General features: G+C 69.3%; 13 protein-coding genes. 10 read left to right on the top strand and 3 right to left on the bottom strand.

Annotated features, from left to right (window positions below; translation table 11 throughout):
* The first annotated feature begins 649 nt into the window (after positions 1–649).
* The 5 genes from ABZT14_RS24280 to ABZT14_RS24260 all read left to right on the top strand — a co-directional run bounded on the left by ABZT14_RS24280 (position 650) and on the right by ABZT14_RS24260 (position 14621).
* Complete coding sequence (locus tag ABZT14_RS24280; protein WP_356306271.1) at positions 650–9970, top strand: amino acid adenylation domain-containing protein; 9321 nt, start codon at positions 650–652, stop codon at positions 9968–9970.
* A gap of 145 nt (positions 9971–10115) precedes the next feature.
* Complete coding sequence (locus tag ABZT14_RS24275) at positions 10116–10319, top strand: MbtH family protein (RefSeq protein WP_356306269.1); 204 nt, start codon at positions 10116–10118, stop codon at positions 10317–10319.
* Positions 10316–11524: an MFS transporter gene (locus tag ABZT14_RS24270; protein WP_356306267.1), complete on the top strand. Its 1209-nt coding sequence runs from the start codon at positions 10316–10318 to the stop codon at positions 11522–11524. Before ABZT14_RS24275 ends, ABZT14_RS24270 begins: the two co-directional genes overlap by 4 nt.
* A gap of 673 nt (positions 11525–12197) precedes the next feature.
* A complete protein-coding gene (locus tag ABZT14_RS24265; RefSeq protein ID WP_356306379.1) occupies positions 12198–13193 on the top strand; it encodes a ParB N-terminal domain-containing protein in 996 nt (331 codons plus the stop codon).
* 132 nt (positions 13194–13325) lie between these two features.
* The gene (locus ABZT14_RS24260; protein WP_356306265.1) at positions 13326–14621 is read left to right on the top strand and encodes a lipase; all 1296 of its coding nucleotides are present in this window, start codon (positions 13326–13328) and stop codon (positions 14619–14621) included.
* A 180-nt stretch (positions 14622–14801) separates the two neighbouring features.
* Here ABZT14_RS24260 and ABZT14_RS24255 read toward each other — a convergent pair whose 3' ends face one another.
* From ABZT14_RS24255 to ABZT14_RS24245, 3 genes are all read right to left on the bottom strand, one after another.
* Positions 14802–15419 carry a GNAT family protein gene (locus ABZT14_RS24255; RefSeq protein ID WP_356306263.1) on the bottom strand — a complete coding sequence of 206 codons (618 nt, stop codon included), beginning with the start codon at positions 15417–15419 and terminating at the stop codon, positions 14802–14804.
* Positions 15420–16606: 1187 nt separating this feature from the next.
* The gene (locus tag ABZT14_RS24250; protein ID WP_356306261.1) at positions 16607–17611 is read right to left on the bottom strand and encodes a hypothetical protein; all 1005 of its coding nucleotides are present in this window, start codon (positions 17609–17611) and stop codon (positions 16607–16609) included.
* A 1784-nt stretch (positions 17612–19395) separates the two neighbouring features.
* Positions 19396–19641 carry a hypothetical protein gene (locus tag ABZT14_RS24245; protein ID WP_356306259.1) on the bottom strand — a complete coding sequence of 82 codons (246 nt, stop codon included), beginning with the start codon at positions 19639–19641 and terminating at the stop codon, positions 19396–19398.
* Between the two features lie 65 nt (positions 19642–19706).
* Here ABZT14_RS24245 and ABZT14_RS24240 point away from each other — a divergent pair, with 65 nt between their 5' ends.
* Genes ABZT14_RS24240 through ABZT14_RS24220 form a run of 5 tightly spaced genes read left to right on the top strand, consistent with a single transcriptional unit; the run spans position 19707 to position 23106 of the window.
* The gene (locus ABZT14_RS24240) at positions 19707–20471 is read left to right on the top strand and encodes a thioesterase domain-containing protein (RefSeq protein ID WP_356306257.1); all 765 of its coding nucleotides are present in this window, start codon (positions 19707–19709) and stop codon (positions 20469–20471) included.
* Positions 20472–20482: 11 nt separating this feature from the next.
* On the top strand, positions 20483–21820 hold the full coding sequence (locus tag ABZT14_RS24235) for an MATE family efflux transporter (protein WP_356306255.1): 1338 nt from the start codon (positions 20483–20485) through the stop codon (positions 21818–21820).
* A gap of 33 nt (positions 21821–21853) precedes the next feature.
* The gene (locus ABZT14_RS24230) at positions 21854–22210 is read left to right on the top strand and encodes a DUF6002 family protein (RefSeq protein ID WP_356306253.1); all 357 of its coding nucleotides are present in this window, start codon (positions 21854–21856) and stop codon (positions 22208–22210) included.
* Positions 22207–22752 (top strand): hypothetical protein, encoded by a 546-nt coding sequence (locus ABZT14_RS24225; protein ID WP_356306251.1) that lies wholly within the window; start codon positions 22207–22209, stop codon positions 22750–22752. The genes ABZT14_RS24230 and ABZT14_RS24225 overlap by 4 nt, the downstream gene beginning before the upstream one ends.
* A 36-nt stretch (positions 22753–22788) precedes the next feature.
* Complete coding sequence (locus ABZT14_RS24220; RefSeq protein WP_356306249.1) at positions 22789–23106, top strand: hypothetical protein; 318 nt, start codon at positions 22789–22791, stop codon at positions 23104–23106.
* Positions 23107–23581: the final 475 nt, after the last annotated feature.

Genomic DNA, 23581 nt, shown 5'->3' with positions numbered 1-23581 from the left:
CAGGGCTGCGCCTTGTGCGGTTACCGGCGGCCGGTGGACACTGCGGGTGGCTTTCCGCCCGCCAGGGGCGGGAATTTCCGTGCCCGCACCGCTGAGCCCCTTCCCTTCCGCCCCGTACCGTGACGCGGTCGGCGTACGGGAGGAACTCCGCCGCCCCGCTAGGCTTCGGCGCGAGGAATTCCGCCGACCCCCGGTGGGGCGGTTTCTTTTCGCCGCCCCCTTCTGGAATTCCGTAGACCCGGTCGGCGAATATCGCGGTACACCGGGTGATTCGTACGCCTGCGGCGGGTGAACGAGAACTCCTCTGTGGCGCCCTACGACCCGTTGTCCTATGGTTCTTCACTGCTGGAAGTGAAAGCACCCACCGACGCTCCATTCCCCTCGGCCTTTCTGGCCGTGGACATCCCGTCACGTTCCAGGTGACACCTCTGCCCGTCCTTCAGGGACGTTCACTTCCCCGGGGAGAACCCGCCCTGCCCGCTCGCGGTACCGGCCCACCGATCCGCGCGGATGGGGGAGCGGTCACCGTCGTGCGGGCGGGCCCACGGCCCACGCCGGCGGGAGTCCGACGACATGGTCCGACGCACGGGGCGGAAGCACAGCCCACGAACTTCTCGTCCGCCGAGATCAACGAGCAGGAGAAGGGCGCATGACCGACATCGATCTGTCCAGCCTCACACCGGAGCAGAAGCGCGAGTTGCTGGCAGAGAGGTTGCGGCGCAAGGCCGGTGACCGGCCGGCCCGCAGGCGCCGGTTCCCCGCGTCCTTCCCCCAGCAGCGCATGTGGTTCCTGGACCAGCTCAACCCGGGCAGCGCCACCTACAACATCCCCGCCGCCGTACGGGTCCACGGGCCGCTCGACGTGGAGTTGTGGCGCCGCAGCCTGGACGAGATCGTGCGCCGACACGAGTCGCTGCGTACCACCTTCGACGAGGTCGACGGCGAACCCGTACAGGTCGTGCACGACTCGGGCGAGGTGGAGCTGACCGTCGAGGACTGCGGCCATCTGCGCGGCCCGGAGGGGGAGGAGGGCATCAGGGAACGGGCCCGCCAGGAGTTCTCCCGCCCCTTCGACCTGGGCACCGGGCCGCTGATGCGGATGAGGTTCCTGCGCCTGGCCGCCGAGGAACACGTCCTGCTGCTGACCATGCACCACATCGTCGCCGACCTGTGGTCCACCTCGGTCCTCTTCGGCGAACTCGTCCCCCTGTACCAGGGGTACCTCACCGGCACCGAGGCCCGACTCCCGGAACTGCCGGTGCAGTACGCCGACTACTCCGCCTGGCAGCGCAAGAAGCTCGCCAGCCCGGACTTCACCGCCCAGCTGGACCACTGGCGCGAGACCCTCGAAGGCGCCCCACCGCTGCTCGAACTGCCCACCGACCGACCGCGACCGGCGGTGCTCGGCTCGGACGGCGACTCCCGCCCCTTCCACCTGCCCGCCCCCGTCATGAACGGCCTGCGCGAGCTGAGCCAACGCACCGGCGTCACCCCGTTCATGACCCTGCTCACCGCCTACGTCGTGCTGCTGCACCGGTACAGCAGGCAGGACGACGTGGTGGTCGGGGTGCCGGTCGCCAACCGGGGACAGTCCCAGGTCGAAAGGCTGATCGGCTACTTCGTCAACACCCTCGCCATCCGCAACGACGTGTCCGGCAACCCCACGTTCACCGAACTGCTCCACCGGGTGCGCGGAGCCGCCCTCGACGCCTTCGCCCACCAGGAAGTGCCCTTCGAACGCCTGGTGGAGGAACTGTCCCCGGAACGGGACCTGTCCCGCTCCCCGGTCTTCCAGGTGTCGTTCGTCTACCAGAACATCCCCGTACCGGAGTTCGACGTCGGCGGGCTGCGCTTCGAGCTGATGGAGGTGGCCAGCTCCACCGCCCGGTTCGACCTGGAACTCCAGGTCTTCGAGCAGGGAGAGGAACTCGGCGGCTGGTTCGAGTACAACACCGAACTCTTCGACGCCGCCTCGATCGACCGCATGAGCGGCCACCTGAAAGTGCTGCTGGACAACCTGCTCGCCGACCCCGAGCGGCGCGTCCTCGATGTCGCGCTGCTCACCGACGCCGAACAGCGCGCACACCACCAGGAGCGGGAGGACACCCGCCACGAGTGGCCGGACCAGCTGCTCACCCACCAGCGCGTCGAGCGGCAGGCGGCGGCGAGGCCGGACGCCGAGGCCGTCTACTGCCAGGGCGACACGCTCACCTACGCCCAGCTGGACCGGGCCACCAACCAGCTGGCCCGCCGGCTGCGGACCCTGGGCGTCGGACGTGACGTGATGGTCGGGGTCTGCCTGGAGCGGTCAGCGGACATGATCGTCACGGTGCTGGCGGTACTGAAGGCCGGAGGCGCCTACGTACCCATCGACCCCGAACTGCCCAGGGAACGCGTCGCGTTCATGATCGAGGACGCCGAACTGCCCGTTCTGGTCACCCAGAGTTCGGTCGCCCCCCGGCTGCCCGACAGCCGGGCCACCACCCTGTGCCTGGACGAGACACGCGAGGAACTCGCGGCCGAGTCCGCCGAAGCGCTCGACGTACCGGTCCAGGGCACCGACCTGGCCTACGTGATCTACACCTCCGGCTCCACCGGCCGCCCCAAGGGCGTCCAACTGCCGCACCGTGCCCTGCACAACCTCTTCTGGGCCATGAAGCAGTGGCCCGGCATCGACGCCGACGACAGCCTCATCGCCGTCACCACCCTCTCCTTCGACATCGCGACACTGGAACTGCTGCTGCCCCTGGTCGAGGGCGCCCGCGTGGTGCTGGCCACCCGCGAGGTGGCCACCGACGGCAAGCTGCTCGCGGAGGAGATGGCCCTGACCGGGGCGACCATGCTGCAGGCCACCCCGTCCACCTGGCGCATGTTGGTCGACGCCGGCTGGCCGGGCCGCCCGGGACTGCGGGGACTGATCTGCGGCGAGGCGCTGCCGCCCGACCTGGCCCGGCGCCTGCTCGCCCGGGGCGTCGACCTGTGGAACATGTACGGGCCGAGCGAGGCCACGATCTACGCGCTGGGCACCCGTGTCGTCGACGACACCATCACCATCGGACGGCCGATCGCCAACACCGAGGTCCACATCCTCGACGCCGAGGACCGCCCGGTCCCCCCGGGAGTCCCCGGCGAACTGTGCATCGGCGGCACCGGCCTGGCACGTGGCTACGTGAACCGACCGGAACTCACCGAGAAACAGTTCGTGCCCAACCCCTTCCCGTCCGACCTCGCCGACCGCCTGTACCGCACCGGCGACCTGGTACGGCGCCGGGTGGACGGCGACATCGACTACCTCGGCAGGCTCGACCACCAGGTCAAGCTCCGTGGCTACCGCATCGAACTCGGCGAGATCGAGGCGGTGTTGATGCGCCAGGAACAGGTCCGGGACACCGTCGTCGTGGTCCGCGAGGACCAGGCGGGGGACCAGCGTCTGGCCGCCTACGTGGTGCCCGACCCGGCGGCCGGCGCGGCGGACGAACTGCGCCGCCACCTGCGGGCCGAACTGAGCGACCAGCTCCCCGACTACATGGTCCCCTCCAGCTTCGTGTTCCTCGACGAACTGCCCCGCACCCCCAGCGGCAAGACCGACCGCAACGCCCTGCCCGCCCCCGACAGCCAGCACACCCGGGCCAGCGCGGTGTACGTCGCCCCCCGCACCCCCGAGGAAGAGGCCCTGTGCGCCCTCTTCGCCCAGGTGCTGAACGTGCCCCAGGTGGGCATCGACGACAGCTTCTTCGCCCTGGGCGGGCACTCCCTGCTGGCCACCCGCCTGGTGGCCAGGATCCGCGCCACCCTCGGCACCGACCTGCCGGTGCGGGCCCTGTTCGAGAGGCAGACCCCGGCCGGGCTGGCCCGACTGCTCCGGCACGGCGACGAGGGAGGGAGCCGTCCCGCCCTGGGCCCGATGACCCGCCCCGACCCCCTGCCCCTGTCCTTCGCGCAACAGCGGTTGTGGTTCCTGCACCAGATGGAAGGCCCGTCACCCACCTACAACCTCCCGATCGTCCTACGGCTCACCGGCACCCTGGACGTCGACTGCCTGCGGGCGGCCTTCGCCGACGTCGTCGCGCGCCACGAGGCGCTGCGGACCGTCTTCCCCGACACCGGCCCGGTCGCCTGCCAACAGATCCTGGACCCCGAACAGGCACGGCCCACGCTGACGGTCACCCGGATCGAGCCCGACCAGCTGGACGACGCCCTGTCGGCGGCGGTCCGCCACACCTTCGACCTGACCACCCGGATCCCGCTGCACGCCGAGCTGTTCGCCCTCGACCCCGACACCCACGTGCTGGTCGTCGTCGTCCACCACATCGCGGCCGACGGCTGGTCGCTGACACCTCTGCGGGCCGACCTCGCGGCGGCGTACACGGCACAGCTGCTCGGCCGCGCGCCCGAACGTGCCCCGCTGCCCGTGCAGTACGCGGACTACGCCCTGTGGCAGCGCCAGTACCTCGGCTCGCAGGACGACCCCGACAGCACCTACTCCCGCCAACTCGCCTACTGGCGCGAGGCCTTGGACGGCCTGCCCGAGCGGATCGCCCTGCCGGCCGACCGCCCCCACCCGGCCGAGGCCTCCCACCACGGGGACACGCTCACCTTCCGCTGGGACACCGACCTGCACGCCGGCCTGGCCCGCCTGGCCCACTGCTGCGACGTGAGCATGTTCATGGTGCTGGACGCCGCCCTGGCCGTACTGCTCAGCAGGCACGGCGCCGGCGACGACATCCCCATCGGCGTGGCCACCGCCGGCCGGAGCGACCAGGCCACCGAGGACCTCGTCGGCTTCTTCACCAACACTCTCGTGCTGCGCACCCGGATCGGCGACCACACCAGCTTCCGGGACCTGCTCTCATCGGTACGCGAACGCACCCTTGAGGCACTGGAACACCAGGACATCCCCTTCGAGTCCCTCGTGGACAGCCTGAGCCCCACCCGGTCGATGTCCCACCACCCCCTGGTCCAGGTCATGCTGTCCTGGCAGAGCGTCACCGACCAGTCCCTGGACCTGCCCGGCCTGGAGACCGCGCCGATGGTGGTGGGCACCGGCACGGCCCGGATGGACATGGTCCTGCTGCTCCACGAGCACCTCGCCGAGGACGGCACCCCGCACGGCATCGAGGGCGGGATCGAGTACAACACCGACCTGTTCCACGCGGACACCATCCGCACCCTGATCCGCAGGCTCCGCCAGATACTGCTGGCCGCGATCACCGACCCCGACCAGCCGGTCAGCGAGGTCGACCTGCTCACCCGCGCGGAGCGGCACCGGGTACTGGAGGAGTGGAACGGCACCGCCGCCACCCCACCGGACGACGGCCTGCCCGAACGGTTCGAGCGGCAGGCCGCCCGCACCCCGGACGCGGTCGCCGTCAGCTGCGGCGAGGAACACCTGACCTACCGCCAACTCTCCCTGGCCTCCGACCGGCTCGCCGAGCGGCTGCGCACCCGCGGGATCGGGGCGGACGGCGCCGAGGACGCGGTCTGCCTGCTGATGGAACGCTCCGTGTGGCTGCCGGCCGCGATCCTGGCCGTGGTCAAGGCCGGCGGGGTCTACGTGCCACTGGACCCCCGCTACCCCGAGTCCCGTATGCGGCTGATCATCGACGAGACACGGGCCGGCGTCCTCCTCGTCGACGGCGATGGCGACGAGCCCCCTCCCTCTGTCACCGACGGCCTCCACGTCCTCGACGCGGTCACCGCGCTGTCCACCGCGAACGATGCGGCACCCACCCCCGTCACGCCGACCCCGGCCGACCCGGAACGCACCGCCTACGTCATGTACACCTCCGGCTCCACCGGGGAACCCAAGGGCGTCGCCGTCACCCACCGGAACGTGGCCAGCCTCGCCGCCGACCCGGTCTGGCGCGGCGGCAACCACACCCGGGTGCTGATGCACGCCCCCACCGCCTTCGACGCCTCCACCTACGAACTGTGGGTGCCCCTGCTCAACGGGGGAGAGGTCGTCGTCGCCCCGGCCGGGGAACTCGACCCCGACACCCTGCTGCACACCCTCCGCGAACGCCGGGTCACCTCCGCGTTCTTCACCGCCGCCCTGTTCAACCTGCTCGTGGAACGCGACGCCCCGGCCCTCGCCGGGATGCGCGAGGTGATGGCCGGCGGCGAGGCCCTCTCGCCCCCCGTCGTGGCCAAGGCCCTGGCCGCCTGGCCGGACACCGTCCTCACCAACGGCTACGGGCCGACCGAGACGACGACCTTCGCCGTACTGCACAGCACCCGCCAGGCGCCGGACGGCACCGTGCCGATCGGCACCCCCATGAACGACACCCGCGTCTACGTCCTCGACGAACGACTGCGCCCGGTACCCGCCGGCGTCCCCGGCGAGCTGTACCTCGCCGGCCACGGACTCGCCCGTGGCTACCTGGAGAAGCCCGGTTTGACCGCCCAACGGTTCGTCGCCTGCCCCCACGGCGCACCCGGCGAACGGATGTACCGCACCGGCGACCTGGTCCGCTGGCGCGCGGACGGCCGTGTCGAGTACCTCGGACGCACCGACGACCAGGTCAAGATCCGTGGCTTCCGCATCGAACCCGGCGAGATCGAGAACGTCCTGGGCACCCACCCGGCCGTCGCCGACAGCGCGGTCACCGTCCGGGAGAAGCCCTCCGGCGGCAAGGACCTCGTCGGCTACGCCGTGCTCACCGACAGCGCCCACGCCGACCCCGCCGAGCTGCGGTCCTTCGTGGCCGAACGGCTGCCGCAGTACATGGTCCCGACCGTCGTCACCGTGCTCGACGCGTTCCCGATGACCGCCAACGGCAAGCTCGACCGCCGCGCGCTGCCCGTTCCCGCCCTGGGCACCGACGCCCCCTCCCGGTCGGCCGAGACAGCCGTCGAACGGACCCTGTGCGCCGTACTGGCCGAGGTCCTCTCCCTGCCCGAAGTCGGCGCCGAGGACGGCTTCTTCGACCTCGGCGGAGACAGCATCCAGGCCACCCAGCTGGTCGCCCAGGCACGCACCGCCGGGCTGGTCTTCACCGTCCGGGACGTGTTCACCCACCAGACCGCCGCCGGCCTCGCCCAGGTGGCCAGGCCCGCCGACCACACCACCCCGGCCGAACGATCCGAGGACGGCACCGGCCGCGTCCCACCGCTACCCGTCCTGGAACGGCAGCGCCAACTGGGCGGCTCCCCGGTCGGCTTCGACCTGTCCACCACCGTCGGCCTCCCCCCCGACATCAGCGAAACCCAGCTGACGGCGGTCCTCCAGGCCGTCATCGACCGGCACGACGCGCTACGGACCCGACTGGTCACCGAACCGGACGGCAGCTGGTCCCTGTACGCCGACGAACCGGGCACCGTACGCGCCACCGACATCCTGCGCCGCGTCGACACCGGGGCGCTCAACGACGAGGACGCCCACCACCGCGTCATCGAGGAGACCGGAGCCGCCCGGCAACGGCTCGACCCGGCCGAAGGGGCCATGATCCAGCCCGTCTGGTTCGACGGCGGAGACAAGCGGCCCGGCCGACTGCTGCTGGCCGTACACCACTTCGCCGTCGACGGCGTGTCCTGGCGCATCCTGCTGGCCGACTGCGCCACCGCCTGGGGCGCCGTCGCCACCGGCCAGGAACCGGCCCTCGCCCCGGTCACCACCTCCCTACGCGGCTGGGCGACCAGGCTGACCTCCGACGACAACCTCGCCCGACACCGGGCCGAACTGCCGGTGTGGCAGGGCATCCTGCGCGACGCCGCCCCCCTGGTCCCGGGCACACTGGACCCGGAACGCGACCTCACCGGCACCGAGGGCCGGCTGACCGTGACCCTGCCGGTCGAGGACACCGCACCACTGACCAGCCAGGCACCGGCGGCGTTCCGCAGCGGCGTCCAGGACCTCCTGCTGACCGCCCTCGGCCTGGCCGTGGGACGCTGGCGGGCCCGGCGTAACGGCCACGACACCGACGGCACCCCGGTGGTCGTGGACACCGAGAGCCACGGCAGGCACGAACAACTCCTCGACGGAGTCGACCTCTCCCGCACCGTGGGCTGGTTCACCAGCATCCACCCGGTACGGCTCGACTCCGCGACCCTGCCGTGGAAGCAGGCGGCACAGGCGGGCGACGAACTGGCCGCCTCGGTCACCCACACCCGCCAGCAACTGCGGTCGCTGCCCGGACACGGCCTCGGCTACGGCCTGCTGCGCCACCTCACCCCCGAGGTCGCGCCACTCCTGGCCACGCTGCCGGCACCACAGGCGCTGTTCAACTACCTCGGTCGGGTACCCGTCACCGACCAGGAGAGCCCCTGGCTGCCGGTACGCGACGACGACACCGCCCCCACCGCGGCTGGCGCGGCCCGGCCGCTGTCCCACCCCCTCGAAATCAACGCCGTCACCCAGGACGGCCCCGACGGCCCCCGACTGGTCGCCCACTGGAGCTGGGCGTCCTCCCTGCTCACCGAGGAAGAGGTCCACGACCTCGCCCAGTCCTGGTGCGACGCCCTGCGCGCCGTCGTCCGCTGCGCCCACGCCATCGACAACGGCACCGTCGAACTGGACCTCCACGAAGAACACGCCGCGGCGGTCGACGCGACCGACCTGCTGAACGCGCCGATCCCCAGGGCCGACCACAGCGACGGCACCGGACTGTCCTTCGGACAACTGGAGTTCCTGCTCCAGCCGGTGGGCCCCAACCACGCCCACCACGGTGTGATCACCGCCTGGCGCCTCCACGGAGAGCTCGACCGCGCCGCGCTGCGGCGCGGACTGAACGACCTGGTGCAGCGCCACGACATCCTGCGTACCCGCTACGTCCAACGGGGCTCCCGTACCGTGCAGTTCGCCGACGGCCGGCCCGAGTGGCCGCTGGAGACCGTCGACCTGCGCGCCCACCCAGAACAGCGCGAGGCACTGCGACACCTCCTCACCGAGGAGACCGAACGCCCCTTCCGCATCGAGGACGGCAACCTGGTACGCGGCCTCCTCGTACGGCTGTCCGACACCGAACACGCCCTAGTCCTGGTCGCCCACCACATCCTGGTGGACCACTGGGGATTCCTCGTGGTCATCAACGAACTGTCGGAGCTGTACGCCGCCCACCTGGCGGCCCGCACGCCACGGCTGCCCGAGGTGAGGGTCAGCCACCTGGACTACGCGGCCTGGGAACAGCGCCTGTTGGCGAGCGGCGCCCTCGACGAGCATGTCGCCTACTGGCGCGAGCAGTTGGACGGTGCCGCCAGCACACTCGACTTCGACGCGCCGGAACACCAGCACCAGGACCTCGCCCCGGGCTACAGCCACAGCGTGACCGTCGACGCGGAGGTGCTCTCGGCGGTGAAGGACGCCGCACGCCGCGAGGGCGTGACGCTGTTCATGATGCTGATGGCGGCCTTCCACGTCCTCCTGCACAGCTACTCCGGCGCGAAGGACATCGCGGTCAGCCACCCGCTGGCCGGCCGGGAACGCCCGGAGACCAAGTCGATGGTCGGCCCGTTCATCAACATCATCCTCAACCGGTCCCGGATGGGGGACGACCCGACCTTCCGGGAACTCCTCGGGCGCGTACTCCAGGCCGAACTCGACGCCTACTCGCACCAGAACGTACCGGTGCGGGCCCTCGTCCACGACGGCGTCATCGGGGACGGCAACCAGCTGCCGCTGCGCGTGATGCTCAACCTCCTGGGCGTGCCGAGCAACACCCTCGCCCTCGAAGGACTGGAGGTGACCTCACTCGACGTACAGGTCGGCGACGAGAGCCCCCTCCCGGAACTGATCACCGCGATCGAACCGCACAACCTCGACCTGTACCTGGTGGCCCGCGAGGTCGAGGGCGAACTGCGGGGCCTGTGGGTGTACGCCCCGGACCACGTACCCCCGAAGGCCATGGGCGCGATGATGCGCCAGTGGCCACAGGTGCTGTCGCTCGTCGCGCAAAACCCGGAACTCACCGTGCGCCAGCTGCGCGAGCTCGTCCGAGGCGAACGGGACGAGGAGGCCCCCAGCAGCCGGGAATGAGTGTCAAGAGCCGGGAACGGGCGAAGCCCGCCCGTTTCCGGCCCGACCTCCAACGGGAGACCCGGACCGTCGGCACCCGCCCCCGGGCCGTACGCGCCGGGCCCCCGACCAATCGACTTTCAGCCACGGCAACAGGGAGAAGACGATGGCGAACCCGTTCGACGACCGCGACGGGACCTACCGGGTCCTGGTCAACGAGAGCGGCCAGCACAGCCTGTGGCCGACCGTCGTACCGGTCCCCGACGGCTGGTCGTCGGTCTTCGGACCGGACACCCGGCACGCCTGCCTCGCCCACGTGGAGACGTCCTGGACGGACATGCGCCCGCGTCCGGCACGGGCGGGTCGATGACGACCGCCACCCCACAGCGCTCCCCACTCCGCAGTTGGCAGTTCCGCAGGGTCCTGGGCGCCGAGTTCATCTCCTCGGCCGGGAACCAGATGACCGTGCTCGCGCTGCCCTGGTTCGTGCTGGTGACCAGCGACTCACCGAGCCGTACGGGGCTGGTCTTCCTCATCCAGATCCTGCCGGTGCCGCTGCTGAGTATGCCCGCCGGCCTGCTCGTGGCCCGCTGGGGACCACGCCGGGTCACCATCGTCGCCGACATGTGCTCCGCGATGCTGATCGCGACCGTCCCCGCCCTCTACATGGCCGACGCCCTGCCCTTCGGGTTACTGCTGACCATCGTGGCCCTCCTCGGCAGCGTCTCCGCCGGCTACCTGTCGGCCCAACGGGTCCTGCTGGCCGAGGTCGTCGGATCCGACGAGGGCACCCTCACCGAGGGCAACGCCCTCTTCGAGACCGCGACCTCCACGGCGCGCCTGGTCGGCCCCGCCATCTCGGGCATCCTCATCACCCAGGTCGGCGCGCTCAACGTCCTGTGGATCGACGCCGCCACCTTCGCCGTCTCCGCCGCGCTCCTGGTCGGACTGCCCCGCAGGGAGGCACCGCCCAGACCGGTCTCCGCGAACAACATGGTCGAAGGGGTGCGCTACCTCTTCCGCGACCCCGTGCTGCGCACCATGTCCCTCGCCGCCCTCGGTTACGGCACCCTCATGCCGGTGGTGATGCTCGCGCTACCGGTCATGGCCAAGAGCCGGTACGACGCCGACCCCCATGTCGCGGGCTGGCTGCTGGCCGCGTGGGGCGGCGGCACCGCGCTGGGCACCCTCGTGGTCGCCCGGCTGGCGCGCAACATCCCACCGACCCGCCTGGCGGCGGGAGGGGCGGTGGGCACCGCCACGGCACTGTGGTTCCTGCCCCTGGAACAGCCCGCCCTCACCGCGGCGTTGACGGTCGGCGCCAGCTGCATGTTCCTACCCGCGGTGACCGCCCCGGCGACGGCACTGATCACCCTGCGACCACCGGAGGAACTGCGGGCGAACGTGCTACCGGTCTTCGGCGCCGCCGTGTTCATCGCCAGCCCGATCGCCTACGGAGTGGCCGGCCTGCTCTTCGAACACCTCGCGGTGGGAGCCGTACTCGCCGGAGTCGCCGTCGGGGCGAGCCTGTGCGCCCTGGTGCTGCTGAACCTGTCCCGCCGTACGGTCGACTGACCCGCCCCCGCCACGTCCCCCGGGGTCCGTCTGGCCCCGGGGGAACCGCTGGCTGGATGACGCCTGTCCTACCGCGCGCTACACCCCACTCACGATCCCCTTCACGTCACATCAGCACGTTCCCAGAATGCGTTCAGATTCTCGCCAGCCGCTCGTGTGAGGCTGTTTCGGTGTCCGGCCACGCCTGGTTTTGACCGACCGACAAAAGGGCGTGCGCCGTCGGCACCGGACCGACGATGCGGGGGAACCGAGATGTCACGAACGACGGCGCGACACCACGCCACCACCGCGAGCGAAGCCGACCTCGCCCTGGTCCCCACCCGCCCGCCCCTGTCTCCCGCGCCGGCTGACACGGCACAGGCCGTGACCCACACCCGGAACGCCCAGGAGGGCCGCGCCCCACCCGCGAGGGTCGCCCGGCCCCGACCGCGTCCGGCCGTCCCGCGTGAGCACGCCGAGCCTCAGCCGGCGGATGGTCAACCGCTCACGCCGACCGCCGCCAGCGGCCGACGATGCCGAGCCTCCCGGGACGTGACCCTCCTTTCGGAGTGAACACACCAGCGCGTGAAGAACCTGCTGTGAGACAGACGATTTCTGCATTGGGGTGGTGCATGTGCGTAGTGACCGGCTCATTCCGGTAGCAGGCACAAGTGGATCGGACTACTTGATCGCCATGCGGGACGGCGGACTGAACGAATCGCCGGTCGAGCTCGTCCCGACCGCGAGGCTCACCGCGTCGTACTCCCCCCGGGCGGAGGAGAAGGACAGCGAGTACGCCCGGAAACTCGCCGCACTCTCGGTTCCCCTCCCGCCCATCGTCGTGCACCGAAAGACGATGAAGGTCATCGACGGTTTCCACCGTCTGACGGCGGCCCGTCTGACCGGTGCTCACAGCATTTCCGTGCGCTTCTTCGAGGGTACGGAGGAGGACGCCTCCCTGCTCGCGGTGGCGTTGAACACCACCCACGGTCGGCCCCTTTCTCTCGCGGAGCGCACGGTCGCCGCCGAGCGGATTCTGACGCGTCACCCCCAGTGGTCGGACCGGGCCGTGGCCACGGTCGCGGGGCTGTCTCCGAGCAAGGTCTCTGACGTTCGCGCCAACGCGCGGCAGGAGACGGCGGACCCGTCGGAGAGCAGGGTCGGGCGGGACGGCCGCGTCCGCCCGCTGAACACCGCCCAGGGACGTCTACGGGCCAGCGAACTCCTCAGGGCCAACCCGCAGACCCCGCTGCGGCAGATCGCCAGCATGGCCGGCATCTCCGCCGCCACCGTGGCGGACGTGCGCGACCGTATGCGTCGCGGGGCCCCTCCCGTACCGCCCCGGCAGCAGGAGAGGGGCGCCAAGAAGACCCGGAAGAAGACCACTTCACCCGGTGCCGCACCCCCGCGCACCGCCGCGCCCGCCACTCCGTCGCCCGAGTTGGCGCCCCTGTCCCAGGTGTTGCGGAAGGACCCCTCGCTGCGGTTCAACGACGCCGGAAGGACCATGCTGCGCATGGTGGAGGCCTGCACCGTCGTCGAACGGGAACGCCAGCAGATCATGGCCTGTATGCCCTCCCACTGCAAAGAACTGATGTCCCAACTGATGTACGGCTACGCGGAGATATGCCGCTCCATCGCCCAGGAACTCCAGGAAGGCGCCGACGGCTCTTCCCGCCAGGCCGGGTGAGCGGAGAACCCCCGCGACCGAAGCGTGGTGGACGGGAGTTCCTCGGGGTGCGGAGGAAAAGGCGAAGAGTGCTGTGCGTGAGCCGAATGTGATGCGTCTTCGAATACCGATGGAGAGTGTGGTGGCACGTTCATGAGTTCTCGTTCCGTGTGGATATCCCGGCGCCATCTGACCCGGAGTCGGTTGGTTCTGGCGTTCCTGGCGGTGTGCGCGATCCTGCTCGGCGCTTTCCCGGCGGTCACCGCGAAGGCTGTTCCCGGAGGGGGCGAGCGGGCCGACGGCCGTTCCTCGAAGGGGCGTGGCGTCCTGGTCTCCGCCGAGCGGCTGTACACCCTGCCCACGGTCGAGGAGGTCTCGGCGGGGCTGGAGAAGCAGGACTTTGGCACCGGCCAGGTCCGGTACGGGGTGGACGGTTATCGCCTGGTCTACCGAACCGTCGACGTCCAGGGCCGCGTCACCACGGCCAGCGGACTGCTGACCCTGCCGCACGACCGGCCCGGCGCCCTGACTCCCGTGACCTATGGGCACGGCAGCGAACTGCTTCGCTCTGACGCCCCGTCAACAGACCCGCAGGGTTTCGACGGCACCGCCGCACTCGGTTACGCCGCCGCCGGGTTCGCCACCCTCGCCCCCGACTACCTCGGCATGGGCAAGGGCCCGGGCAGCCATCCGTACCTTCACGTACGGTCCGGGACGGACACCACCTTGGACATGCTGCGGGCGGCCGAGGACTTCCTGCCCGGTGAGAACCGGTCGCTGCGCGGCAAGGTGCTGGCCACCGGCTTCTCCCAGGGAGCCGGAGTCGCGCTCGGCCTGGGCCGGGCACTACAGGCGGGCGAGGGCGGCCGGTTCCAGCTGGGCGCGGTGGCCGCCGTGAGCGGAGCGTACGACCTGCGCCGGGCGCAGATCCCGGCGATGCTCGACGGCAAGGTGGCCGCCAAGGCCGCCACGGTCAGCAGTGCCTACACCCTTGCCTCCTTCAACCGGCTGCACGAGGTCTACGACAAGCCGGACGAGGTCTTCCGTCCGCCGTACGCGTCGAAGATCGACGAACTGACGGACGGCACCCACTCCTACGAGGAGTTGGCCCAGGGAACCCCCGAGACGCTGGAGGAACTCCTCACCCCCCACGGCCTGGGACTGCTGCGTGAACCCGAGGGGCCGATGGCCGAGGCGTTGGAGGACACCGACAACGCCTGCACCGGTTGGCGCCCGCGGGCGTCCACGCGGCTCTACTTCGCCGGGGGCGACGAGCAGTCCGCCACGACCAACACCGCGTCGTGCGTCCGTTCCCTGGAGGGGCAGGGAGCCAAGGTGGAGGTGCACGATCTGGCCGGGGAGGTGGCGGGGCCGTCCGTGCACTTCGCCTCGCAGATCGCGGCACAGCCCCACATCACCGAGTGGTTCAGCGCGGCCAGCCGCCGCTGAAGGCGTCCGTGCGTTTCGTGGGCGGGGGCCGCGGGTCGTCCCCGCCCACGAAGGTGACGTGGCGTTGGCTGGGTTCCCGCTCCCCAGGGTCCTTACCTTCCCCTACCGAACGGCGGGCCGGTGTCAGCGCGTTGGCCGCTGTCGGCCGGGCCACGGTGGGGCATGGGTGGTCCGCCGTGGTCACTTCCTACGGTGGTGGGGGCCGCCTTGTTCGCGGGTGGCGAGCCACTCGCGTGCGAGGAGACCGTAGACCACGTCGTCGTCGCGCGATCCGTTGGGGAAGATCACGGCTTCGCGCAGCAGGCCCTCCTCGGTGAATCCCAGGTGGTGGGCGACACTTCGGCTACGGGTGTTGTCCGTGCCGGTCCGCAGTTCGACCCGGTCCAGGTCGAGGTGCTTGAAGGCCTGGTCCAGGACGGCGGTGGCGGCTCGGGTGACCAGTCCTCGGCCCTCGAAGGCGGGGTCGATCCAGTAGCCGAGTTCGCCGACTCGCATCTGCATGTCGCAGTTGAGGGTGACCGCCCCGACCAGTTGCCAGTCCTGGCCCGCCGGTACCGCGATGTCGAGGGGCAGTTGCCTTCCCTCCACCCAGGCCCCGCCCTGACGTTCCAGGCGGGCGCGCGTCTCCTCAAGGGTCGGCCGGCGTTCGGTGTCGTAGTCCGGGTCCCAGTGCGCGAGCCGCTCGTAGTTGGCCATCAGGAGGGTGTGATGGGCCTCCGCGAGGGCGGCGGTGCGCGGTACCAGTACCGCGTCGTCGCCGAGGGCGTACGTGAACATGGCGGGGGTGACTGTCGACACTCGTTCTCCAGGTCTGGTGGCGGCGATGCCCCAGCCTCGGCGGCCGGCACAGGGCGGTCAACTGGTTTACGGCGAGGACCAAGCGCCAGCCCCTGAAGCTCCTTTCCGATGATGGGGTGGGTACGGCTACCGGGTGTGCCGGGAGGCGCTCTGGTGCGACGCCGGCGCCCGAGCCGGATGTACCTTCCGGTTCTTCCCGGGCTGAACCGATGGCGGATTGTCGTCTCAGCCAGAATGGCAGCTAGCTGCTAAACATGGTCCTTCTTGCCTGAGGCTCGCCAATTATTGAAGGCAATCAAGGGGACTCACTTCCTGTGGCTTGTAGTGGATGCCCTCTGCGCGGTATCCCGGTGGGTCAACGGGGTTGGGAATGACCGTTACTGTGTTGGTGTCTACGGTGAGTGAGTGATGCTTACGCAGCGTCGTGCTTGCTGAGGGTGCTGTCTAGCACGTCGTGGAGGTGGTCTTGACGGGTCTGCACCTCTTTCTATTCTTCCGTGCTCTGGGAAACCGAGTCGGCCAGCAGAAGGCGACCAAGCCGTGGGGCCGGTGACCGTCGGGGCGTCCGCCTCGACGGTCTCGTTAGTTGTGGCCAGTACCGGATAGCTGAGGTGAACTGTTCCTTCGTTTGCCACCTCCCTCAGTTGCTCCGCAAGCAAGGAGGCGCGGATCCGATTCCGGTTCTCGCCGTACGCGACCTGTAGGCACGTGCCGGGCACAACCGGAGTTTCCCGAGGCTTCATCACCTTTGGATGGTCCTGCCCTTCGTCGTCGCCTGCTACGGGCTGGTTCTGCTCATCGTTGTGTAGTGGGACCTGACTGTCGGTTTGGATCGCCGAATACTACGCCTGGGTTGGGGAGTTGACGTCTCGCGGCCCTGGAGGGTGATCAGAGTCCGCACCTGCGCGTTGTATGTCAACATGCGCTGTTGGTGTCATCCATGCACAGCAGGTCGAGGTAGCGGGCGGCGTCCTGCAGGACCCATACACCGCTGCGGACGTCCCATTTTAGTGAGTGGCGTGTCCCCCGGGTAGCGCCCTCCTGGTCGGGCACCGCAGGCTACGATGGCGTCATCCGGCCGCCGCGTGTGGGGTCGGGGGGGGGCAGCGGTCGCCATCGCCACGACCGGGGGAGCGGCTTTTCCCGGCCGTGGCGGCGAGGGGATCGCCCGCTGTGGTCCGAGTGGATCAGCCGGTGCCGTCTTCGCCGAAGAGGCTTTCTTGCGTCGGGCCCAGAGATAGTGGCTCCTGAGGGCTTGCAGGGGCGTTCGATTCGCGCAGCGCCTGGCGTAGGGCAGCCCGCAGCTTCGGCAACGGCTGCCGGGCGCCCAGTAGTTCGAGGAACTCCTGTGTCGACCAGGTGACGAGCAGCCCCTGCCGGGATAGGTAGAAACAGACCTTGTCCAGGCCATACTCGTCCTCGTAGTCGAGCAGCAGGTAGCCGGCGAGCTGGTGCACCTCTTTGCGGGAGCCGAAGCGCTCCGGGCGTGTGGTCGCTTTGCAGTCGATCAGATGGCCGTCGACGATGAAGTCGGCGTCGGCGCCTCCCACGTCGTTGCTGCCGCTGAAGACCGGAGCGCAGATCCGCTTGTCCTCGTGCCGCCGTGTCACCCAGCCCATCGCGTGATCAGCTGCGGCGAGTTCCATCTGCCGTGCGATGTCCTGGCTGGCGTAGGCGGGGACTTGGCCGAGCAAATCGTCCAGCATCGCATTCGCTCCCAGGTGCAGGAGCGGATTGCCGGGCCGCAGGCCGGCCCGCTTGACCTCTTCGAAATGCGAGGCGGCGAAGCACAGGCGGCCCAGGCGATCTTCGCTGGCGTGCGGGCGCGTCATGGCCCCGCCACACGCGGCCGTCTGCTCTTTGAGCTCGGACAGCAGTGCCTGGCCGATGCCGTGGACGGCCTGCCCCGCGAGAGGGGAGATCGCTTCTGCCACGTCGATGCCCGCGTACAGGACGCCGTCTAGCAGGGCGGCATCGATCGGGGAGCCGAAGGCGATGCGCAGGCGACGGTCGATGGCACGGCCCAGGCTGCGGTAATCGGGGTGTTGGGTGCACTCTGGGGTGACGGTGGACGGCCGGACTGGCAGCCGGCCGCGCATGCTGCCTGTGATACGCGAAGTCGCGGGCAGTGCCCCGTTCATGAAGAGCGACAGAGGAGAGTTCGGGTCGTTGAGTTCACTGGTGAGGCTCATGCGGAGCATCGTCGGACGCGGCACTGACAACCGACGCCAGGAGAATAGAACACTCCCGAACATGTGGACGCACGTGCGATTCGAGGAAGCGGGCGCCGTGACCCGGGCAGCCCGTTCTACGCCGACAGACGCAGCGACAGCGACCGGGGCGGTGCCGGAAGACGCCCGTCAGTCTTTCCCGTGCGGTCTCGGTGATGGGTGTCGCGTGATGTTCCTTGGGTGTGCGTCATAGGTTTTCACTGGTGCTGGGCTGGGCCGCTGATGCCGGGACCAGGGTGTCGTTCTGTCAGTGGAGGCTGGTGTCGTTCGGTGGGCGGGAGACTTGTCGATCCTGTGGGTGGGGTGGCGAAACGCCGGGTTGGGCTGTGTCGCGTCTGGCTACGCTCGGCGCATGCCGTCGTTTGCGGGTGATCTGCGTCATGGCGGCACCTCTATGAAGTGACCGGCACGGGAGCCCACTCTCAACCGCGTGAACTTCGAGCGGATCGACGTCCTGCCTGGTCCCGACTTTAGCCATCTGGCTGCGTGAGTACCCAGTTGCGGTGGGCGGCTGGGCGTTGGTGAACTGTCCGCGCGCGCTGTGCCACTTCCCCCCTTGTCGACGGCTGGCCCGCTCGCTGTGGGTAGGTCCCGATCGATTGCCCGATGCAACATTGACAGCGGCGGCGATTGAGGGGATGTCCGTGGTGTCGGCCGCCTGTTGCATCGCTCAGCGTGGACCAGTGAGGCGTGGCGCTCCCGTCTCACAGCGCCAGCAGCCGCCGCATGTGGGCGGTGTCAGCGTGCTGCCACATCGATCGGGTACGCCAGTACCTCTCCCGCCAGGGCGACCTGATCGCCCGGAATGCAGCCGACTTCCTGCGGCGGTTCGGCGCGAGCGCCGCTCTGCCGCAACTGCCCGTACAACTGTGCTGGCACTTGCACGAGGCAGCCCGCCGCTGAAAGTCACGGCCGATGACAGGCCGACTGGGTGCCGGCGCTCAGTCCTTCAACCATCGTTCATCCGGGCGCGTCGGCGGGAAGGTTGCCGGCCACCTGTGGCTCTTCCGCGAAGGTGCAGGGCATGGACGGTTGGTTGTCGCGGCGCGGGGCGTGGTCGAAGGACCGATGGTCGGTGTCGCTTGAGTCCCGAGCAGAGCGCGGCGGTTCTGCGAAAGCGTTGCTTGGGCTCTCTCTTCGACTTCCCCAGCCTGCCCATCCGGCTGGATGGTGTGATCTGGCAGTCGAACGGCGAGCTGCCCGTCGACGTGGACTACCTCGCGGGCGTCGACCGGGACATGAACCGGGCTGGGTTGCGCCTACTGGGCTGGACGCTCGCTGGTCGGTGGCCTGAGTAACACAGGCGACTTCCCGTGGACCAGAAGCGGTACTAGGTCGTTGCGGAGCGTCTGCGTACAGCGTTGGAAGCCCGGCCGGTCACCGTCGATAAGAACTGACCTGCGAGGTTGCCGTCGGTTGACCCATGCTCTGTCTCTGCCATCGCCGTGAAGCCCCTGGTAAGGCAGCGGCACACCGGTCTCGGTCGGCAAGGTTTCGGTCACTGCGTGCGAGGCAGCAGCTCGAGGAGCAGGTGACGCACCTTCAGCAGAAGGTCAGCGCTCGCCACACGGAGGTGTTGAAGCACGATGTCGGCTACCCGCAGCCGTCGCCGTTCTTGGACGTGCCATCCGGCGGCGTGGCGGCTTCGGTGCCCACGCTCTCGTCGTCCTGGCGGCCCGCCGCAAAAGCTGGAACCGGGGATTCGTCGGTGTGCGGCCAGACTCGCTGAGATCATGACAGGAGGGTCAGTTCAGATCACGGCATGGCGGTAGGGGTGGGGACGTGAGAAAGACCGCGGGCTGGGTCGCCGCGGTGTCGCGCAATTGCTCGGCGTCGCCCTCAAAGCAGATGCAGCTGAGCGGCAGCCCGAGTATGTCATCCGCCGCTTCGTAATAACTTCGGGAGAGGCCGGGGCGCACCTGCGTCGCATCCTTTTCCATTCCCGGAACCTGCGATCCCTGACCCGGGTATGTGGTGGTGATTCGTTTCATGGCCCAACTTGCTACCACCCCTCCCATATGGGAGGAAATCATTGAATCCTGACGATGTATTTTCCATGTCATTACCCGAGCTGTTGATTCTGCATTATGCCGGCGGTTCGGCAATCGCCTACCGGAAACTCGGGAATCAGCTCCGAGGGAAATTCCGCGTACTCATGCTCGACCTTCTCGGCCGGGGAGCCACCTACGGCCAGAAAGTGTGCCGGAGCGTGCGGGAGGCCGTCGGGTTCTGCCTCGACGCCCTCGATGAGCAAGGTGTCGTGCCCAACGCCGTCTTCGGACGCAGCATGGGTGCCCTGATCGCCTTCGAGCTTGCCTCCGAGCTGGAGCGACGTGGCGCCCCGGTCACCTGGGCTGGGTCTGTCCGCCGCGCGTCCGCCCGGATTTCGCACCCCGCGCAGATTCGGCGAGACCTGTGGAACGGCGCACAGCTCCTCGACTTCGTTCGAGACCTTGGCGGAACGTCCGAGGAACTGCTCGAAAACCCGAACTACGTCGATTACCTGTTGGAAGTAATACGCTCCGACCTGGAACTCGTCGATACATATGTGTATGACGCCGAAACCCCGCTGGACACGCCAGCGGAGGTCTGTCAAGGCCGCGATACCCCGGTCCTTGGCGGGATCGAGGTCGGCCATTGGAAACAGTGCTTCCGTCATTCGGTGACCGGTCGTTCATGGCCCGGCGGTTATTTCTATCTGTACGGTTCGGAAGGAGAAGTGGCGAACGCCATAACGACATCATTCGATCGGGCGCTGGAGCGGAAAGCAGGGGCGCCGCAGCAGGAAGCAAGCGGGCCGAACCGACAGGAAAACTCATGACCGTAACTATCATGACCAAACGGCAGCAGAGCCCTTTCGCTAGGATCGCGAAGACCGCGCTGCCGCTCTATCTCACAATGGTCGCGTCCTCCGCTGGAGCCCTGGTGGACGCTGCCCTGCTCGGCAGACATGCGACCTCCTCGCTCGCCGCGTTCGCCGTCACTATCGCCGTCTACAGCCCGGCCACTGCCACGGTCACCGGAGCCCTGCGCGGCGTCATGCCGTTTGTCAGCCAGCACGAGGACGATCCCGAAGGCATGGCCTTGCTGGTCCGCAACGGAATGTGGCTGGGGTTCATCGTCGGTCTGCTTGGTGCCCTTGCCGTGGCCGGTGTGTCAGTCATCGGACGCGCGACCGGCGTTCCCGACTCCACCCTCGACCATCTCGGGGCGTTCCCCTACCTGTTGGTCTTTGCCGTGCTGTCGACGTCGGTGGGTGCCTCCGCGATCTCCGTCCTGGTGGCCCTCGGGCGGGGCAAGCTCGTTATGCGGGCCGGACTCGTCGGCACCGCCGTCGCCGTGCTGCTGTCGATCGGGCTCATCACGGGCGCCGGGCCCCTGCCGGCCCTGGGGTTGAACGGAGCCGGCATCGCCATGCTGACGTCCAGCCTCGTCACCACCATCCGGGTCCAACTCGCCCTGCACCGCCTTCCAGCGCTGGCTGACCAATCACTGCGCCCCGGACGCCCCGACCTGCCGCAGGTGTTCCGGCTCGCCAGGGTGGGCATTCCGCTCGCCGGAACTGTGCTCATCAAGTTCGTGGTCCTCGGCGTGCTGACGTTCGCCGCTGCCCGACTCGGCACCGAACAGGCCGCCGTGCACGGGGTGTCGGAAAATCTGGTCAACCTCATCTACACGCTTGCCGTGGCGATCGGACAGGCGACCGTCCCCATCGTGGCGGGCGCGGCACGCGACGCCGACGTCGCCGGGACCCGGCGTAGCGTCATCGCCGGCGGCGGAGTCGCCCTGTGCGGCGTCGGCACCCTCGGTCTCCTCCTCCTGGTCTTCGGACACTGGATCGTCCCTCTTTTCAGCGATGACGCCGTCCTGCGGCCGCAGCTGGAGAATCAACTCCCGCTCGTCTGCGCCGTGGTGGTCACCGACGCCCTGCAGGCGATCGCCGGCTTCGGCATGCTCGGACTGAAGCGGACCTTCCCGAGCCTGGTCTCCACCGCTGCCTCCTTCGGCCTGTTGTGCCTAAGTGCGGTCCCGGTGGCCGACGCAGGCGGGCTCACCGCCCTGTGGTCCGCCCTTATCTGCGCGAACGTCCTGCAAGCGGTCACCAAGGCTGTCATCTTCCACCGGCACAGTGCGCGTCTCGCCGCCGGGCAGCCCGGCCTCGCCACCTGATGTCCCTTCTCGCTCCGACCGGAAGTGATCCTCATGAGTGCTAGCCAAACCTCTCGCACGGTTCGCGTCGAGAACGTCCTCGCGCGCGACTACGACCGGGCGCGTGAGGCTGCCCGCCTGTTGGCCGCGCAGATCGCCCCGGGGCGCCCTGGCTTCGAGCCGGACTTCGAACTCCCGCCGATGACCGAGGATCTGCGCCACTACCTGGCCGTATCCGACGTGTCGGTCCATGAACTCGACGACTACCAGGGGCACTCGCTGACCCTGCTGAACATGATGGGCAACCCGGGCACGCGGACCACTGTGAGTTCTCATTGTTGTTGTGGCAGTGAGGTCGGCCTGAACTGCGAGTGTGAATGTTCGTTGCTGTGGCAGTGGGTTCTGGCGTGATGGATGGTCTGCTAGCCAGCATGTTCAGTGGTGGGAACTACTGGATCTCTGAAGCTTTGCGGGTGCGTGCGCTGCCTGCGGCCCCGAACGGGTCTGAGACCGTGCCCGCGCGGGACGATGAGCCGCGCATCCTGCCCTCCATCCCCGGCGGCGAAGCGGGCGACGCCTGGTTCACCCACACCAAGAACCTGGCCTCGACTCGCCCCAACTTCACCCAGCAGGCCCGTTCCACAGTCTTCCTGGACACCAACACCGGCGTCTTGGTCCACCGCAACGAGACTCACCACCTCGATCTCGGCACCAGAGCGGCCGTCGAGATCCTCACTGCCGTCTTCCACGCTGTCCCCGATGGGGCGGAGCGCATCTACATGACCGCCGGTGACCCCTGGCACCGCGACGCGGACCGCCACCCGTATCTGCGGGACGCCGTGGCCGCCTGGCTGAACGCCCCCACGCCGGGCTGGCGCACCGACACCGGCCGCGGCCGCGACAAGATGGCCGGCCACTTCGTCCACGCACGCCACCCCGTCGCCCCTTACTAGCGCGACGACAGCGACCACCACGTCGAGATCCGCTCCGTGGGGGAGTGGTTCGACTTCCAGGACAGCAACAGCCCTGCCACTGCCCGCGACGCGTTCGTCCTGCTGTGGCAGGCCCTGCGCCGCCACTGGGACGACGCCGTGATCATGGGATCGCCGTCCCAGACCGGCCGCGACCTGTGGACCTGCACCATCCCCGCCCGCGGCCAGCACGCCGAGGGCTACCCCGTCCTGTCCGAGGAACTGCGCGGCCTGCTCCACGCCACCGCAGGCCAGGGCCGCAACGAACTGATCACCCCACCCCGCGTGCCCGACTGGCTGCCCCACCTTGTCGAGTACGACCGCACCTTCGCCTAGGCCAAACACACCTGGAAATCCCCGGTCGGCACCCCCTGCCGCATCACCGCCCGGCAGTTCGCCGCCTGGTCCGAGAAGGAACAGACCCGCGCCCTGTACGGCTGCGGCCACTGGCACCTGCGCGTCACCGTCCCCGACACCTGGGACCGCGTCGGCGTCCTGCCGGCCCCCGCACCCGGCGACCGCGCCTGGCACTACCCCGGCACCACCTTCACCACCTGGGCCGGAGGCCCCGAAATCCATACCGCACTCACCAACTGCCTCACCCCGTGGAGGACCGAAATCCTCGACGGCATCCTGTTCGAGGACGGCAAACCCCTCGACGACTGGGCCAAGAAACTGAAAGAAGCCTGGTCCAACCTCAGCGCCCAGGCCCACTTCCAGCAGGACGCCCGCCAGGCCCGCGCCGCCCACCTCGCTGCTGCTGTCCGCGCGATCCTGCTGTACGGGATCGGCTCCTTCGCCCAACGCCCCC

This window comes from Streptomyces sp. NPDC005438, assembly GCF_040606315.1.
Classification (GTDB): Bacteria; Actinomycetota; Actinomycetes; order Streptomycetales; family Streptomycetaceae; genus Streptomyces.
The sequence above is the reverse complement of the archived record's forward strand: the minus strand, read 5'-3'. Positions and strand labels throughout refer to the sequence as shown.